Source organism: Ruegeria sp. B1 (genome assembly GCF_056535885.1).
The window spans coordinates 490,632-508,117 of record NZ_JBQFJA010000001.1 but is presented as its reverse complement, the minus strand read 5'-3'; the positions used below and the strand labels follow the sequence as shown (position 1 = coordinate 508,117).

At 57.8% G+C, this 17,486-nt stretch carries 14 protein-coding genes and 1 tRNA gene; 11 read left to right on the top strand and 4 right to left on the bottom strand.

Translation table 11 applies throughout. From position 1 onward, the window contains the following. Positions 1–29: 29 nt before the first annotated feature. Complete coding sequence (locus ACR3ES_RS02500; protein WP_170431640.1) at positions 30–257, top strand: hypothetical protein; 228 nt, start codon at positions 30–32, stop codon at positions 255–257. Positions 258–554: 297 nt separating this feature from the next. Beyond that, a complete protein-coding gene (locus ACR3ES_RS02495) occupies positions 555–1,448 on the top strand; it encodes a DUF3800 domain-containing protein (RefSeq protein WP_170431642.1) in 894 nt (297 codons plus the stop codon). Positions 1,449–1,862: 414 nt separating this feature from the next. Here the strand turns inward: ACR3ES_RS02495 and ACR3ES_RS02490 are convergent. After that, positions 1,863–1,949 (bottom strand) — tRNA-Leu (locus ACR3ES_RS02490). A 207-nt stretch (positions 1,950–2,156) separates the two neighbouring features. On the opposite strand from ACR3ES_RS02490, the gene ACR3ES_RS02485 reads away from it, so the two are divergent. Beyond that, a complete protein-coding gene (locus ACR3ES_RS02485; protein WP_170431644.1) occupies positions 2,157–3,140 on the top strand; it encodes a complex I NDUFA9 subunit family protein in 984 nt (327 codons plus the stop codon). Here the strand turns inward: ACR3ES_RS02485 and ACR3ES_RS02480 are convergent, their stop codons facing one another. After that, a complete protein-coding gene (locus ACR3ES_RS02480; RefSeq protein ID WP_170431646.1) occupies positions 3,141–3,944 on the bottom strand; it encodes an undecaprenyl-diphosphate phosphatase in 804 nt (267 codons plus the stop codon). It abuts the gene before it with no gap. 229 nt (positions 3,945–4,173) lie between these two features. Between ACR3ES_RS02480 and ACR3ES_RS02475 the strand changes: the two genes are divergently transcribed. From ACR3ES_RS02475 to ACR3ES_RS02440, 8 genes are all read left to right on the top strand, one after another. Further along, positions 4,174–5,607, top strand: coding sequence for an NAD(P)-dependent oxidoreductase (locus ACR3ES_RS02475; RefSeq protein WP_170431648.1), 1,434 nt, complete (start codon positions 4,174–4,176; stop codon positions 5,605–5,607). 30 nt (positions 5,608–5,637) lie between these two features. Next, positions 5,638–6,072 (top strand): GFA family protein, encoded by a 435-nt coding sequence (locus ACR3ES_RS02470; protein WP_170431650.1) that lies wholly within the window; start codon positions 5,638–5,640, stop codon positions 6,070–6,072. Then, positions 6,069–10,601: a glutamate synthase large subunit gene (gene gltB, locus ACR3ES_RS02465; RefSeq protein ID WP_480424743.1), complete on the top strand. Its 4,533-nt coding sequence runs from the start codon at positions 6,069–6,071 to the stop codon at positions 10,599–10,601. Before ACR3ES_RS02470 ends, gltB begins: the two co-directional genes overlap by 4 nt. 186 nt (positions 10,602–10,787) lie before the next feature. Further along, a complete protein-coding gene (locus ACR3ES_RS02460; protein WP_170431653.1) occupies positions 10,788–11,741 on the top strand; it encodes a Hint domain-containing protein in 954 nt (317 codons plus the stop codon). 39 nt (positions 11,742–11,780) lie between these two features. Further along, entirely contained in the window at positions 11,781–12,515 is a 735-nt protein-coding gene (gene mtgA, locus ACR3ES_RS02455) for a monofunctional biosynthetic peptidoglycan transglycosylase (protein ID WP_170431655.1), read from the top strand. A 58-nt stretch (positions 12,516–12,573) separates the two neighbouring features. Continuing rightward, positions 12,574–13,239, top strand: a complete 666-nt coding sequence (gene fzlA / locus ACR3ES_RS02450; protein ID WP_170431738.1) for an FtsZ-binding protein FzlA — start codon at positions 12,574–12,576, stop codon at positions 13,237–13,239. Positions 13,240–13,316: 77 nt separating this feature from the next. Then, on the top strand, positions 13,317–14,354 hold the full coding sequence (gene queG / locus ACR3ES_RS02445) for a tRNA epoxyqueuosine(34) reductase QueG (RefSeq protein WP_170431657.1): 1,038 nt from the start codon (positions 13,317–13,319) through the stop codon (positions 14,352–14,354). 72 nt (positions 14,355–14,426) lie between these two features. Next, on the top strand, positions 14,427–16,430 hold the full coding sequence (locus tag ACR3ES_RS02440) for a hydantoinase/oxoprolinase N-terminal domain-containing protein (RefSeq protein ID WP_480424742.1): 2,004 nt from the start codon (positions 14,427–14,429) through the stop codon (positions 16,428–16,430). 42 nt (positions 16,431–16,472) lie between these two features. On the opposite strand, the gene msrA is transcribed toward ACR3ES_RS02440, so the two are convergent. Then, entirely contained in the window at positions 16,473–16,985 is a 513-nt protein-coding gene (gene msrA / locus ACR3ES_RS02435) for a peptide-methionine (S)-S-oxide reductase MsrA (protein WP_170431660.1), read from the bottom strand. After that, complete coding sequence (gene msrB, locus ACR3ES_RS02430) at positions 16,985–17,431, bottom strand: peptide-methionine (R)-S-oxide reductase MsrB (RefSeq protein WP_170431662.1); 447 nt, start codon at positions 17,429–17,431, stop codon at positions 16,985–16,987. Before msrB ends, msrA begins: the two co-directional genes overlap by 1 nt. Positions 17,432–17,486: the final 55 nt, after the last annotated feature.

Sequence of the window (17,486 nt, the reverse complement as noted above, 5' to 3'; positions counted from 1 at the left end):
CCAATATAGTGAACGGCCACGGAGACTGGATGTTCTATGGCCATGCGGGGCCAGATGGGCGGACGATCCTGAACTGGTTGTTGATTGACCTTCGGGCGTTCAGAGCGGCGCTGATACGACACAAGACAGCGGGTTCATTCCTGCATATGGGTGACAAACGCAACGCCGATGGGACCTGCTTTGAGTGGTTCGACATCCGGTCGTTTCCGAAAGAGCCGCCGTTGGTGGTGGCTAAGGGGGAAATTCCGTGTCTCTAAATCTGCGCCACGAAGAGACTGTAGCTTCACCCGCTTGGGTTGAATAGATACGCGAGGAATTGCAATCAACTATGGCAGCGAGGATTGAAATTGACTCAGTTCTCAGAACAATTCACCCGAATAACTGAGTACTTTATTGGAATTGGTTTCAGATATGAGTCCTAAGCGATTCTTAGTGACAACTGATCAAACCTGATCCTTAGGCAGGAATGTGCAGAGTAAGGGCGGTTCAGGCTTACGGCTATGCTGTGCCCCTTCGGCTTGACTCGTTTCAGCGTCAGTCGTCATCGTATGCTCATGAGCAAAGGTCAAGATTACAAGTACATAGCCTACATCGATGAAGCTGGCGATGATGGCCTAAAAGTAATCCGTCCGATGGATGAAGCGGGTAGTAGTGAATGGCTTGTAGTATCTGGGGTTGTCGTAAAGGCTTCGCGTGAAGATGAAGTGGCCCAGTGGGTGGACGACATTATCTCGGGCTTGTGGCGTTATAATGGGCGCGGACTACACTTCAAAAACCTTAACGAGAACAAAAGGCTTTATGTCTGTGAGCAGATGGCTTCACTAAGTGCCCGGTATTTTGTGGTGTGTTCAAACAAGAAAAACATGAAAGGATACAAAAACCCCCTAGCCGCCGAAGTCCCTTCGCAATGCTGGTTCTACAACTGGATGACACGACTAATGTTGGAAAGAATCACTGATTTTGTCTGCTGGCACTCGACTAAGGAGTATGGAAGACCCCAAAAGATGAAGGTTGAATTCAGCAATCGGGGAGGTCTCTCGTATCCCCAAATGAACGCTTATTTCCGCTGGATTAGTTACCAAGGTAACAATACGTTTCTAAGGTTTGGGGCAATCGAGTGGGAGACAATTTCCTACGAACTTCTAAAGGTCTATCCCCACTATGAAAGAGCAGGCTTGCAGCTTGCCGATATAGTCGCCAGTGCCTTCTTCAAAGCCGCAGACAAGTTTAATACAGGCTCTTGTGACTCGCGGTTTGCTAAAGCGTTAAAACCACGGATAGCCAAATTCCGAGACTTACCAAGCCAGAACGCTGCGGGTTACGGTGTTAAGCTAATGCCTTCTCTGAGTGGCGCAAAGCTGTTGCCTGAACAGCAGGAGATATTTAGATTCTATGGCTATCCTAGGCAGTGGTGGGCCCCGGACTCGTCTAATCCGTTGGCGCGATAGGCTGGCGTCACGTTTGCCAACCGTCCAGCAGACGCCCTTTCACCTATTGGAAACGACCCGAGCGACCCGGCGACCCACACGAGATTGATAGCATGCTGCGCAGATTCCGTCAACGAATCCAACGGTATAGCGGAAGCAGCTATTTAGTTTCAAAGGGTTAATGTTTCTAAACCTGCTGATGCGTCGGCCTCAAGTCAGTTAAGCCAATCGGGTCATTCAAGTAGGTCGTGGTTCCAAAGACCTTATTGTCAAGGGCAGTATGGTTCGAACCTGCGACACTAGTATTAAATATCATTGTAATCGACTATCCAGTGATCGCCGTGCGAGAAAACTGGATAAGGTGGTTGGAAAGGTGGATCAAAATCAACCTGACCCCATCAAACCATTGATTTAAAACCGTTTCTTTATGGGAAATGGTGCCCAGGAGAGGACTCGAACCTCCACGTCCATACAGACACTAGCACCTGAAGCTAGCGCGTCTACCAATTCCGCCACCTGGGCAGGTGTCGTGCACGGGCGTTTAAGCCGACTGGCGCGGGGCGTCAACTGGATTCGAGAAGAATGCAAAAGTTTTTTTGAAGCGCAGGACAACGTGTCGAATTGCTTCTGTGCGGCCGTCCAACCTGACTGTCACGCGGCGAATTAGCGTCTTGTTCGACGCGTATCTGAGCGCTACTTGTATCGGCATCTAATCACCGGGAGCACCTCATGTCGAAACTCGTCACGATTTACGGCGGATCGGGATTTGTCGGTCGCTATATTGCGCGACGCATGGCGAGCGAAGGCTGGCGCGTGCGCGTGGCTGTGCGGCGCCCGAACGAGGCTATGTTCGTCAAGCCATATGGCGTTGTCGGTCAGGTTGAGCCCGTCTTTTGCAACGTAAGGGACGATGCTTCGGTTGATGTGGCGATGCGCGGCGCCGATGCGGTGGTGAACTGTGTGGGTGTTCTGAATGATCTGGGTGGAAACAGCTTTGGCGCAGTGCAGGCAGATGGCGCTGAACGGATTGCACGGTTGGCCGCAGAGCATGGTATCGAACAGATTGTGCATATTTCTGCGATTGGCGCAGATGCCGGGTCCGACAGCCAATACTCCCGCACCAAGGCGCAAGGCGAGGCGGGCGTGCTGGCCCATATGCCCGCAGCCGTGATTTTGCGACCCTCTGTCATTTTTGGAACCGAGGATCAGTTTTTCAACAGGTTTGCAGGGATGGCCCGTTTGGGACCCCTGCTGCCAATTGTCGGGGCGGATACAAAATTCCAGCCGGTTTACGTCGATGACGTTGCGCAGGCCGCTGTGTTGGGTGTGCTGGGCAAGGCAGAACCAGGTGTTTACGAGTTAGGCGGGCCCGAGGTCAAAACCTTCCGCGCCCTGATGCAACAGATGCTGTCGGTCATTCAGCGCCGTCGCATCATCATCGGTATGCCGTTTTTGGTAGCGCGGATCATGGCAGGTGTCCTGGACATCCTGAAATTCGCCAGTTTCCAGTTGTTCCCCAACAATATCCTGACGCGTGATCAACTGAAGAACCTGCGTCGCGACAATGTGGTATCCGAGGGTGCCAAATCCTTTGCAGATCTTGCGATCGAACCTGCGGCGCTTGAGGCCATCCTGCCGGAATACCTGTGGAAGTTTCGCCCGTCAGGTCAGTACAATGAGATCCAGAAATCGGCTGACAATCTGCGCAACTGATCAGTTGTAGGCGATCACCAACAACACGATCCCAAGTACAACCCGATAGACCACGTATGGTGTGAAGCTGACGCTGCGCAAAAGGCGCATCATCAGGCTCAATGCCAGCAAGGCCGACACAAAGGCGAATGCGGCGGCAATGGCGCCTTCTTTGGCAAGTTGGTCGTTTGCCTCGCGGATGACATCCACAGACAACAAAACGCCCGACGCCAGAATCGTCGGGATGGACATCAGCATGGCGATCCGGGTGCCGTCCTCTCGCGTATATCCAAGCTGCCGGGCGCCGGTAATCGTTATGCCCGAGCGAGATGTGCCGGGGATCAATGCCAGAACCTGCCACAAACCCATGATGATCGCGTCGCGTGGCCCCCAATCTCCGGCCGTTTTGGATTGCGGGCCCTTCTGGTCCATCCAGTATAGAAGCAGTCCGAAACCAAGCATTGTCCAACCGATAACCGCAATTGAACGCATCGCTGCATCGAGCCCGGTCAGGTGCAGCACAAGGCCGGCAATTACGGTGGGTATCGTGGCGACGATAAGCCCCAGTGCCAGCCGGGATTGTGCGGTGTCGGTGCGCCCGGTCAGTGCTCGCGGCAAGCCGGAAATCGCCTGTTTCACATCGGACCAGAAATAAAGAATGACGGCGCCCAACGTTCCGACATGCACTGCTACATCGATGGTCTGCCCCTGATCGTCCATACCGGTCAGGTTGGGGAGTAGGATCAGATGGCCCGATGAAGAAATCGGCAGAAACTCGGTTATCCCCTGAATTACTGCCACGAGAATCAAGTGAAACAGACTCATCTGCTCATCGTCCTGCTGTCACGTATTGTTCGCGCTCAATGGGTATAAGTGATGCCTGAAAAAGGAAAGCATACATATAGGTCCGAATCGGAACTAAAATCACAGAAAAAACTCCCCAAATTTCTTGGGGTTTGAAATCTATTCTAAAAAAGGTCAGTACAATTGACTTTTCATTTATGCATCCGTACCGTAAGGAACTCCGACTACGCCAATTCATGGAGTCAAACCCGTGGCCAAGCAACCAATGCTGAAATTTGTGCAAATCGACCGCGTCATGCCGAAAAAGCGCGATGCAGATGACCGCAAGGAAGACTTTGACGAAATCTACGCGGAATATGCGGCGGCAAAGGCTGAAGAACAGGCCAGCCGGTGCAGCCAGTGTGGCGTTCCATATTGTCAGTCGCATTGCCCCTTGCACAACAATATCCCCGATTGGTTGCATCTGACCGCCACAGGCCGTCTTGAAGAGGCGTACGAAACCAGTCAGGCCACCAACACGTTTCCCGAAATCTGTGGCCGGATTTGTCCGCAGGACCGCCTGTGCGAAGGCAACTGCGTCATCGAGCAGTCGGGCCATGGCACCGTCACCATTGGAACGATCGAGAAATACATCACCGATACCGCGTGGGACAAAGGCTGGGTCAAGCCGGTCGCACCAAGCGCCGAGCGCAGCGAAAGCGTCGGTATCATCGGGGGGGGACCCGGCGGTCTTGCGGCGGCCGATATGCTGCGGCGGGCCGGTATTCAGGTGACCGTATATGACCGCTATGATCGGGCCGGCGGGTTGATGATGTACGGCATTCCGGGCTTTAAACTGGAAAAGGACATCGTGCAGCGTCGCAACGACCTGTTGAGCGACGGCGGTGTGGAGTTTGTTCTCAATTGCGATGTGGATGCTGAGAAATTTGAAGAGATCCGGTCGCAGCACGACGCGGTGATCATTGCGACGGGTGTTTACAAATCCCGGGACCTGACCATGCCCGGCAGCGGGCTGACCGGCATCGAAAAGGCCATCGACTACCTGACTGCCTCGAACCGCAAGAGCTTTGGTGATGTTGTCGAGGATTTCGACAGCGGGCGCCTGAATGCAGATGGCAAGAAGGTTGTGGTCATCGGCGGCGGCGACACGGCGATGGATTGCGTGAGAACGGCAGTTCGGCAAGGCGCGACATCCGTCAAATGCCTGTATCGCCGGGACCGCGCCAATATGCCGGGCTCGCAGCGCGAAACACAGAATGCCGAAGAGGAAGGCGTGGTCTTTGAATGGCTAAGCGCTCCAAAAGGCTTTACCGGAGATACCTCGGTTTCAGGCGTGATGGTTCAGAAGATGCGGCTGGGGCAGCCCGACGCCTCGGGCCGCCAAGCCCCCGAAGTGATCGAAGGCGCAGACTACGTCGAAGACGCGGATCTGGTCATCAAGGCGCTGGGCTTTGAACCCGAAGACCTGCCCACGCTGTTTGGCCAACCCGATCTGCCGGTGACACGGTGGGGAACGGTCAAAGCCGCGTTCCAGACCGGTGAGACCGAGATGGACGGCGTTTATGCCATCGGAGACATCGTGCGCGGTGCCTCTTTGGTCGTGTGGGCCATTCGCGACGGGCGCGATTGTGCCGACGCGATCATCGACCGGTTCAACGCCAAATCGGCCATCGCGGCCGAGTAACCGCACAAGCCAACGACAGGAGGGACAGCAATGCCCGAATTGCAAGGTCAATGCATGTGCGGCTCGGTCACGGTGACCGCCACACCGGCGAGGGAAGCGCTGGGGGCCTGTCATTGCGACCAGTGCCGTCGCTGGACCAGTTCGATGCTGGTCACGTTCCCGGCCGAGCCTGGGTATGCCGCGCTGGGACCTGTAAAGACGTTTACCTCGTCCGATTGGGCCGAACGCGCTTTCTGCTCGGACTGCGGTTCGGCTTTGTGGTATCGGATCACCCTGCCGGGCGAGATGCACGGGCAGACGCAGATCGCGGCGGGGCTGTTCGAAGACACTGGCCATCCGCTGAGCCTGGAACTCTACATCGATAAGAAACCCGCAGGATATGCGTTTGCCGGAGATCGCAGGCAAATGACCAAAGCAGAAGTCGAAGCCATGTATGCCTTGCCCGAAGAAGGAGACAGCCAATGACACAATATGACGCCAACTGGGTCCGGGCCGAAGAAACCAAGCGCAAGTGGATGGCGGAAAACGGGCTGTATTCCGAACAGGAGGAGCATTCTTCCTGCGGCGTTGGTCTGGTGGTTTCGGTGGACGGGAAGAAAAGCCGCAAGGTGGTCGACGCCGGTATCGATGCGCTCAAGGCAATCTGGCATCGCGGCGCGGTGGATGCGGACGGTAAAACCGGTGACGGCGCAGGCATTCACGTGCAGATACCGGTGCGGTTTTTCTATGACCAGATCCGTCGTACCGGTCACGAGCCCAATCTGGATGAGTTGATCGCTGTCGGTCAGGTGTTCCTGCCACGCACCGATTTTGGTGCACAGGAACAGTGCCGGACCATCGTCGAGACCGAAGTTCTGCGCATGGGCTACTACATTTATGGCTGGCGTCACGTGCCGGTTGATGTCACCTGCCTGGGCGACAAGGCCAACGCAACCCGGCCGGAGATCGAGCAGATTTTGATCTCGAATTGCAAGGGGGTTGATGAGGATACGTTCGAGCGCGAACTTTATGTCATTCGCCGCCGCATCGAAAAGGCAGCGGCTGTTGCCGGCATTTCGGGGCTCTATCTGGCGTCGCTAAGCTGTCGTTCCATCATCTACAAGGGCATGATGCTGGCCGAGCAGGTGGCCGTGTTTTATCCGGACCTGATGGATGAGCGGTTCGAAAGCGCCTTTGCCATCTACCATCAGCGGTATTCAACCAATACCTTCCCGCAGTGGTGGCTGGCGCAGCCGTTCCGCATGCTGGCGCATAATGGCGAAATCAACACGCTGAAAGGCAACATCAACTGGATGAAAAGCCATGAAATCCGCATGGCGTCCGCGACCTTTGGCGACTACGCTGACGACATCAAGCCGATCATTGCGGGCGGATCGTCGGATTCAGCCGCATTAGACTCTGTTTTTGAGGTGTTGGTCCGTGCAGGACGCTCTGCACCGATGGCCAAGACCATGCTGGTCCCGGAAAGCTGGTCCAAACAGGCGGTCGAGCTACCGCAAACCTGGCGTGATATGTACTCCTACTGCAATTCGGTGATGGAGCCGTGGGACGGTCCGGCCGCGTTGGCGATGACTGACGGTCGCTGGGTGTGTGCGGGTCTGGACCGGAACGGGCTGCGCCCAATGCGATATGTCGTGACGGGCGACGGGCTGGTGATTGCCGGATCCGAGGCGGGCATGGTGCCGATTGATGAGGCAACCGTTGCCGAAAAAGGGGCTCTTGGCCCCGGTCAGATGCTGGCCGTGGACATGAAAAAGGGCAAGCTGTTCCGCGATAAGCAGATAAAGGACAAGCTGGCTGCCGCATTGCCGTTCAGCGACTGGGTCAGCAAGATCAACGATCTGGACGAAGCGCTGGCCGGTGTAACCGAGACGCCGAAATTCTTGGGCGAAGAACTGCGCAAGCGTCAGATCGCGGCGGGCTATTCGGTAGAAGAACTGGAGCAGATCCTGGCCCCCATGGCCGAGGACGGCAAAGAGGCGCTGGCCTCGATGGGCGACGACACGCCGTCTGCGGTTTTGTCCAAGCAATACCGCCCGCTCAGCCACTTCTTCCGCCAGAATTTCAGTCAGGTGACCAACCCACCCATCGACAGCCTGCGCGAATACCGCGTGATGTCGCTGAAGACACGGTTTGGAAACCTGAAAAACGTGTTGGACGAAGACAGCAGCCAGACCGAGATCATCGTGCTGGAAAGTCCCTTTGTCGGGAATGCACAGTGGGACGAATTGGTCGGCCACCTGAACGCGCCACTTGCAGAGATCGATTGTTCGTTCGAACCGGGCCGGGGCGCGCTGAGCGCCGCTTTGGCCCGTATTAGAGCCGAAGCGGAAGAGGCCGTTCGGTCGGGTGCCGGGCATTTGGTCCTCTCGGATATGAACTCCGCAGCGGATCGCGTCGCCATGCCAATGATCTTGGCGACCAGTGCGGTGCATTCGCATCTGACCCGCAAGGGGCTGCGGACGTTCTGCTCACTGAACGTGCGCTCGGCGGAATGTGTCGATCCGCACTATTTTGCAGTTCTGATCGGCTGCGGCGCGACCGTCGTAAACGCCTATCTGGCCGAAGACTCACTGGCAGACCGCATTGACCGTGGGTTGCTGGATGGCACGCTGACGGAAAATGTCGCACGGTACCGCGAGGCCATTGATCAGGGCCTGTTGAAGATCATGGCCAAGATGGGGATTTCGGTGATTTCCTCATACCGCGGAGGGCTGAATTTTGAAGCCGTTGGCCTCAGCCGCGCGATGGTGGCTGAGTATTTCCCCGGCATGACCAGCCGCATTTCAGGTATCGGGGTCACCGGTATTCAGGCGAAAGCGGAAGAAATCCATGCCAAAGGTTGGGAGAGCGGTCTGGATGTCCTGCCCATCGGCGGCTTTTACAAAGCGCGTCAGACGGGTGAGACCCACGCTTGGGAAGCCACATCAATGCACATGATGCAAATGGCCTGTAATAGAGCCTCATATGAGTTGTGGAAGCAGTACTCGGCCAAGATGCAGTCGAACCCGCCGATCCATTTGCGCGATCTGATGGATTTCAAGCCCATGGGCAAACCGGTACCGATTGAAGAGGTCGAGTCGATCACATCGATCCGCAAACGTTTCGTGACACCGGGCATGTCGCTGGGCGCGCTGTCGCCTGAGGCGCACAAGACGCTGAACGTGGCGATGAACCGGATCGGTGCGAAGTCGGATAGTGGCGAGGGCGGCGAAGACCCGGCACATTTCGTCCCGGAACCGAATGGCGACAATCCGTCGGCCAAGATCAAACAGGTGGCCTCGGGTCGGTTCGGCGTTACCGCCGAATACCTGAACCAGTGTGAAGAGTTGGAAATCAAGGTGGCCCAAGGCGCGAAACCCGGTGAGGGCGGTCAACTGCCCGGCATGAAGGTTACCGACCTGATTGCGCGCCTGCGCCATTCAACCAAGGGCGTGACGCTGATCTCGCCGCCGCCGCACCACGATATCTATTCGATCGAGGATCTGGCGCAGCTGATCTATGACCTGAAACAGATCAACCCGCGCTGCAAGGTGACGGTCAAGCTGGTGGCGTCTTCTGGCGTTGGCACGATTGCGGCCGGTGTGGCTAAGGCGAAGGCGGATGTGATCCTAATCTCGGGCCACAATGGTGGCACTGGTGCTTCTCCGGCGACTTCGATCAAATATGCCGGTCTGCCGTGGGAGATGGGGCTGACGGAGGCGCATCAGGTTCTGGCAATGAACAACCTGCGCGACCGGGTGACTCTGCGGACCGATGGTGGTCTGCGCACCGGTCGTGACATCGTCATGGCCGCGATGATGGGGGCCGAGGAATACGGTATCGGCACCGCCGCCCTGATCGCGATGGGCTGCATCATGGTGCGTCAGTGCCAGTCGAACACCTGCCCGGTAGGTGTGTGTACGCAGGATGAATCCCTGCGCGCCAAATTCACAGGCAACGCGGACAAGGTGGTGAATCTCATCACTTTCTACGCTCAGGAAGTGCGCGAGCTGCTGGCCAGCCTCGGCGCGCGCTCGATTGATGAGATCATCGGACGGGCAGATCTGCTGGATCAGGTCAGCCGTGGCTCGGCGCATCTGGACGATCTGGACTTGAACCCGCTGCTGATCACTGTCGATGGCGCTCATGACATCGTCTACAACCGCGACAAGGATCGCAACGCGGTGCCGGATACGCTGGACGCTGAGATCGTGCGCGATGCGGCGCGGTTCCTGAAAGACGGTGAAAAGATGCAGCTGTCTTATGCAGTGCAGAACACGCACCGCACCGTGGGCACCCGCGTGTCCAGCCACATCGTGCAGAATTTCGGGATGCGAAACACGTTTCAATCGGATCATCTGCACGTGAAACTACAGGGCTCGGCCGGTCAGTCGCTGGGGGCATTTGCGGCCCCGGGCCTCAAACTCGAAGTGTCGGGCGACGCCAACGACTATGTCGGCAAAGGTTTGTCGGGTGGCACGATTGTCGTGCGCCCGCCGCAGGTCAGCCCGTTGAAAGCAGATGATAACACTATCATCGGCAACACCGTGCTGTATGGCGCGACCGATGGGCACCTGTTTGCCGCAGGTCGCGCCGGAGAACGATTTGCCGTGCGCAACTCGGGCGCAACGGTCGTGGTCGAAGGGTGCGGGTCAAACGGGTGCGAATACATGACAGGTGGCATTGCGGTTATCCTGGGCGATATCGGCGCCAACTTTGGGGCCGGCATGACCGGCGGAATGGCGTATCTGTATGATCCCGAGGGCAAGGCGGGACTGCTGATGAACATGGAGACCCTGGTCACCTGTTCGGTCACTGTCGATCATTGGGAAACGCAGTTAAAGTCGCTGATCGAACGTCACGCCGCCGAGACCGGTAGTCGCAAGGCTGTCGACATCCTGCAGAACTGGGAGGTTGAAAAGACCAATTTCCTTCAGGTCTGTCCCAAAGAGATGCTGAACAAACTCGGCCATCCGCTGAGCGATGAGGCAGAGGCGGTGCCTGCGGAATAGGCCCGTTTCGACAGAAAACACAAAACCCCGCGTGTCATTTGAATCACGCGGGGTTTTCTATTTCTTGGCCAATTGCTGCGTAATTCTTGCTTTTTTGTACGAGTCACGCCTAGCTTCGGCCACAGTTTGTTCAGGAATTGCAGTCATACTGCGTTCGACCGGTAACGAGTGTGCAGGAGCAGTTGAATGCCGACGACATATATTGATCAGTTCTTTGTGCTGGATCCGGCCAACCCCGGAGCAAACGGGACAGTTGTAGGGTCGGCTCTCACAGTCGAGAAGTTCAACATCGTCGATCAGAACGACGATGATCTGATCAACAGGCTCAATGATGACTCGGTTGATGGGTCAGACATCACCGCAAGCTATTTCAACGATCAGGTGACGATCCTGTTGGACGATGGTGTGACCCAGGTTACCTATACCGGCGTCACCTTTTATCTCGCGGACGGGCGCGAAGTCTTCACCCCGACGGATGGGCAAGTGCTGCAAAGCGGAACGTTCGTGTCCTCATCGGTGACAGATTTCAGCGACAATGGGGCGTCCTTCGGATCGGTTGATATCGACAACGGTGACCTTGGCCCGCCCTGCTTTACGCCCGGTACACTGGTTGAAACGCCAGATGGTCCGAAACTGGTCGAGTCTCTCAAGCCCGGAGATTTGGTGACCACGGCGGACAACGGTTCTAAGGCGTTGAAGTGGATTGGAAAAACAATCGTTCCTGCCGAGGGAAAGCTGGCACCCATTCGTTTCGAAGCCGGGGTTTTCGGGCTTGAGCGTCCCTTGCTGGTATCGCCGCAGCATCGGATGTTGATCGCTGATTGGCGTGCGCAGTATCATTTCGGACATTCCGAGGTTTTGGTCGCGGCGCATTGCCTTGTTAACGGAGACACCGTTACGCGCGTCGAAGGCGGTGACGTCGAGTACATTCATCTGCTGTTCGACCAGCACGAAATCATCTTTGCCAATGGTGCGAAGAGTGAAAGCTACTACCCCGGTCACGCCGTATCCCGGCCCGAGCGTGAAACACAGAGAGAGATTCTGCGATTATTCCCCGAGCTGCGTGCACGCGGTTGGCGGAGCTCAAAAACAGTTCGCCCGGTCATTCGTCCGCGTGACGCGCGGGTGATCGCAATTTAGGCCGTTCCAAACCTTCGCTGCGCGTCGTATAGCAAGACTATGGCAAAGAAAGCAGCGCGCAAATCGCGCCGTAGGAAAACCAGGGCAACCAAGGCGAAAAGACTGTCGATCCCGCGCATTCGTCTGTGGCTGACGCGCGGGATTCTTGCCTGCGTCGCGTTCGTTTTCGGACTGGTTCTGCTCTATTCGGTTGTGAACCCGCCGGTCACCCATACGATCTGGTCGGAATGGCGCCGTCTGGGCAAGGTCGAACGTGACTGGGTGCCGATCGAAGAGATTTCCCCGGTCATGGCCCGATCAGTTGTTGCGGCTGAAGACGCGAATTTCTGTTTGCACTGGGGGTTCGATGTCGAAGCAATTCGCGATGCGCTGGAGGACGGCGGCTCGCGCGGGGCATCGACCATCACGCAACAGGTCGTCAAGAATGTGTTTCTCTGGCAGGGCCGCAGCTGGGTGCGCAAGGCACTGGAAACATCGCTCACACCCGTGATTGAGATTTTCTGGAGCAAGCAGCGTATTCTCGAGGTGTATCTGAACGTGGCCGAGACCGGCAATGGCATGTTTGGGGTCGAGGCTGCGGCACAACGCAACTTCAACGTCAGCGCCGCGCAGATAAGTTCCGTTCAGGCCGCGCGGATCGCGGCGATCCTGCCGTCACCGCGCAAAAGATCGGTGACAGACCCATCCGTTTTCACACGCAGGCGCGCGGCATCCATCCTTGAAGGAGCGGCCACCATCCGCGCAGATGGCCGCGCTGATTGTTTCGAGGATTGAAACCCGTGCCCCGCCAAGGCTAAAGCTGGAAAGAAACTACTGGTTCGATTGGAAGTTCATGGCGCGTCTGTTTCACGTTCCCTTATCCCCTTATTGCCGCAAGGTTCGACTGTCGTTGGCAGAGAAGAAGATCGAAGTGGAACTGGTCGAGGAAAAGTACTGGGAGCAGGACCCGGACTTTCTGCGCCGAAACCCCGCCGGCAAGATCCCGGTTTTGCGTCTGGACGGGCAGATCATGTCGGAAAGCGCGGCCATCTGCGAATACATCGAAGAAACCCGGCCTGAACCGCCTCTGATGCCCAAAACCCCCGAAGCCCGGTTCGAGGTGCGCCGCCTCGTCGGATGGTTCGACGACAAGTTCCATCATGAGGTCACCTCGAAGCTGTTGTACGAGCGCGTGAATAAAAAGGTGACCGGCCAGGGGTACCCGGACAGCAAGAACGTGAAACAGGGGGCGAAGGCCATAAAGTACCATCTGGACTACATGGCGTGGTTGCTGGATCATCGTCGCTGGCTGGCCGGGGACAACATGACACTGGCCGATTTTGCCGCCGCCGCGCATCTGTCTTCGCTGGATTACATCTCTGACGTCGACTGGAACCGCAATCCGGGGGTCAAGGACTGGTATGCCAAGATCAAGTCCCGCCCCGCCTTCCGGTCCATTCTGGCGGACCAGGTGCCCGGGTTCCGGCCGCCGGCCCATTACGCCGATCTGGATTTCTGATAGGGTCGGCAAAAGGGGGCTGTCTGCCCCCTCTTGGCCCGTTGGGCCAATTCACCCCCGAGGGTATTTTTGGCCAGATGAAGAGCGGATCGGTTTTGAAGGACAGACTGGTGGCGCAGGCGCTGAACGAAGGGTTCGTGTCGTGCCGGGTCTGTCGCCCAACCGATGTTCCGCAGGTGCCCGCCCAGTTGGAGGCTTTTTTGGAGGCCGGATACCACGGCCAGATGGGCTGGATGGCCGAGCGCAGCCATTGGCGCGGTGATCCATCGACACTTTGGCCAGAGGCGCAGTCGGTGATCATGCTGGCCGAGAGCTATACACCCGAGCATGATCCCACCGATGTTCTCAATCACCCGAACAAGGCGGCGATCTCGGTCTATGCCCAGAACAAGGACTATCACGATCTGGTCAAGAAACGCCTGAAACGGCTGGCGCGATGGCTGATTGCCGAAGCGGGCGGGGAAGTGAAGGTGTTTGTCGATACCGCCCCTGTGCCGGAAAAGGCACTGGGCCATGCGGCAGGTCTGGGTTGGCAAGGCAAGCACACCAATCTCGTCAGCCGAGATTGGGGGAATTGGGCCTTTATAGGGTCTATTTTTACGACTTTGGATCTGCCCACTGACCCGGCAGAGATTGACCACTGCGGCTCCTGCCGCGCGTGTCTGGACAGTTGCCCAACAGATGCATTTCCCGCACCCTACCAGCTCGATGCCCGGCGCTGCATTTCGTACCTGACGATTGAACATAAGGGGCCGGTTGCGGAAGAGCTGCGCGCCAAGATGGGCAACCGGATCTATGGCTGCGATGATTGCCTGGCGGCGTGCCCTTGGAACAAGTTTGCGGTTGCCGCCAGCGATATCCGTTATGCGGCGCGTGACGATCTGAAAGCCCCATCCTTGTCGGAGCTTGCCACATTGGATGATGCCGCGTTTCGGAAGAAGTTTTCCGGCTCGCCCATCAAACGGATCGGCAGAGACCGGTTTATCCGCAATGTGCTGTATGCCATTGGAAACTCCGGTCAGGCGGATCTGCGGTCGGTCGCGCAGGCGTTGACAGACGATCCTGACCCAACGGTGGCGGATGCGGCGCTCTGGGCGGTGAAACGACTGCCGTAAGTGCCGCAAACAGACTGGACGCGGCGATCCAAACCGCTACACCCGTGATCAGTAAAAAATCAGGAGGACCCGATGGCTTTGGCTTTGGGCGTGGATACGGGCGGCACCTACACTGACGCGGTTCTGATCCGGGATGAGAAAGAGGTGATTGCCTCGGCCAAGTCCTTGACCACGCGCGCCGATCTGGCGATTGGGGTGGGCAAGGCGATTTCGGCGGTTCTGGATGCCGCTCAGATTACACCCCAGCAGATTTCCATGGCATCTTTGTCCACCACGTTGGCCACGAATGCCCTGGTCGAAGGGCAAGGCGGGCGCGTCGCGCTGATCTATGTTGGGTTCAAGGAAAATGACCTGGAAAAGCATGGGCTGAAAGAAGCGTTGAAAGGGGATCCGGCGCTGATCATCTCGGGCGGCCACACGCATGCCGGCGGTGAAGCGGCCGCGCTGGACGTGGGGGCTTTGGAGGCCTTTTTAGACTCTCATAAAGGCGTTTCCGGGTATGCCGTCGCCGCGCAATTCGCGACACGAAATCCGGCGCATGAGTTGGAGGTGGCGCGGATCATATCGGACAGAACAGGCGCGCCCGTCACATGTTCCCACCATTTGTCGGCCAAGCTGAACGGTCCCAAGCGAGCCGTCACAGCGGTGTTGAATGCCCGGCTGATCGGAATGATTGATCGCCTGATCGGGCGTGCTCAGGATCAGTTGTTGGCTTTGGGGATCACCGCACCAATGATGGTGGTGCGTGGAGACGGCGCGCTGATGAGCGCCGAGCAGGCACGGGAACGGCCGATTGAAACGATCCTCAGCGGTCCGGCGGCGTCAATCGTGGGCGCGCGCTGGCTGACCGGGGCCGAAAACGCACTGGTATCGGATATCGGGGGCACAACAACCGACGTCGCGCTGATCCGGGACGGCAAACCTGCCATTGATCCTGCCGGCGCGCGGGTCGGTGGGTTTAGAACCATGGTCGAGGCTGTTGCGATGCGAACCCACGGACTTGGCGGCGACAGCCAGGTTCATGTTGTCACCGAAGGGCTTGGCGGCGGGGTGCATCTGGGCCCACGACGCGTGCTACCGGTTTCGCTAATTGCCGCTGAGGCGCCAGAGGCGGTGCACGCGGTTTTAGACGAACAACTGCGTGCCACTACGGTCGGCGAGCATGATACACGCTTTGCGCGACGTGTTCCCGGGATACGCGCAGATGGGGTCGGCGCGCGCGAAGATGCGTTGTTGGACCGGCTGGGGGATCAGGTACTTCCGCTGAGCGCGTTATTGCGGACACGCATGGAAAATGGCGCGCTGACCCGGCTGGTGGATCGAGGGATCGTTCAGGTCTCGGGCGTGACGCCGTCGGATGCCGGCCACGTGCTGGGTATGGTTGCGGCCTGGGACGCGAGCGCGGCGCGCAAGGCCTTGGAGTTGATTGCGCGCAAGCGGGTTGGGTCTGGCGATATGCTGGCGCGTTCGCCGGAACATCTGGCGCAGATGATCGTAGATCAACTGACAGAACAGACCAGTCTAACCTTGTTAGAGACCGCTTTTGCCGAAGAATCCGATGATTTTGGACTTGCGCCACAGGATTTGGCCCGACATGTGCTGACCCAGCGCGGTCTGGGACAGCATCGCGGTCTGCTGGCCCTTGATGCGGCTTTGAACGTCGATGTTGTGGGGCTTGGCGCCTCGGCACCCAGCTACTACCCGGCCGTCGGGGACCGTTTGCGGTGCCGCATGATCCTGCCCGAACATGCAGGTGTCGCCAACGCAATCGGCGCAGTTGTCGGGCGCCTGACCCTGCGGCGCAGCGGAACCGTGACCTCACCAGCCGAAGGACGGTACCGCGTGCATCTGGAAGACGGGCCGCAGGACTTTGGCGCATCTGACGAGGCGCTGGCGCTGCTGGAGTCAGTCCTGCGCACAGAGGCAGAAGGTGCCGTGCGTCAGGCCGGTGCCGAAGACATTCGCGTGGTCGTGGATCGGGATATCAAAACAGCGCGGATCGAGGCGAAGGATGTGTTCGTCGAAGCGATGATCACCGTCGAGGCCAGCGGTCGGCCCCGGGTTGCCGTAGGCTAGCCCCTCTGAGCAGACATCAGAGGGACTGGGGCGGGTGGCGCATTACTCGGCCGCGCTGGCGCGTTTGGGCAAAACCCAATCCTTGCGCGGGAAATGGCAGGTGTAGCCGTGCGGGATGCGCATCAGATAGTCCTGATGCTCGGGCTCAGCTTCCCAGAAGGATCCGACCGGCTCGACCTCGGTCACAACCTTGCCTGGCCACAAGCCGCTGGCATCCACATCGGCGATTGTGTCCAGCGCCACCTGTTTCTGGGTGTCATCAACGTAATAAATGGCCGAGCGATAGCTCATCCCCACATCATTGCCCTGCCGGTTCACCGTCGTCGGATCATGGATCTGGAAGAAAAACTCCAGCAGATCGCGGTAGGTGATCTGTGACGGGTCAAACCAGATCTCGATCCCCTCGGCATGGGTTCCGTGGTTGCGATACGTTGCGTTGGGCACGTCACCGCCGGTATAGCCGACGCGGGTGCGATGGACGCCGGGCAATTTGCAGATCAGATCCTGCATGCCCCAGAAACAGCCTCCGGCCAGTACAGCGCGTTGTTCGGTCATCAGATGTCCTCCACATGGATCAGGTATTCGCCGTAACCTTCGGCCTCCATCTCGTCGCGATGAATGAACCGTAGGGCGGCAGAGTTGATGCAATAGCGCAGCCCGCCATGTTCGCGCGGACCGTCCGGGAACACATGGCCCAAGTGGCTGTCACCGTGTTTCGAGCGCACCTCAGTGCGGGCCATACCCAAGGTTGTATCACTGAACTCTTCGACGTGTTCGTGGATGATGGGCTTGGTGAAACTGGGCCACCCGCAGCCGGACTCGTATTTGTGCGTTGACGCAAACAGCGGTTCGCCCGAGACGATGTCGACATAAATGCCTGGCTCTTTGTTGTTCAAAAGCTTGCCGGTGCCCGGGCGTTCCGTACCGCTGCGTTGGGTGACGTGGAACTCTTCGGGTGACAGGGCGGCGATGGCCTCGGGGTCTTTGGAATAGCGGGTCATGGCACTTTCTATTGTTCTTTTCTGCTTGCGCCATAATTTGGGTGTAGCGGCACCG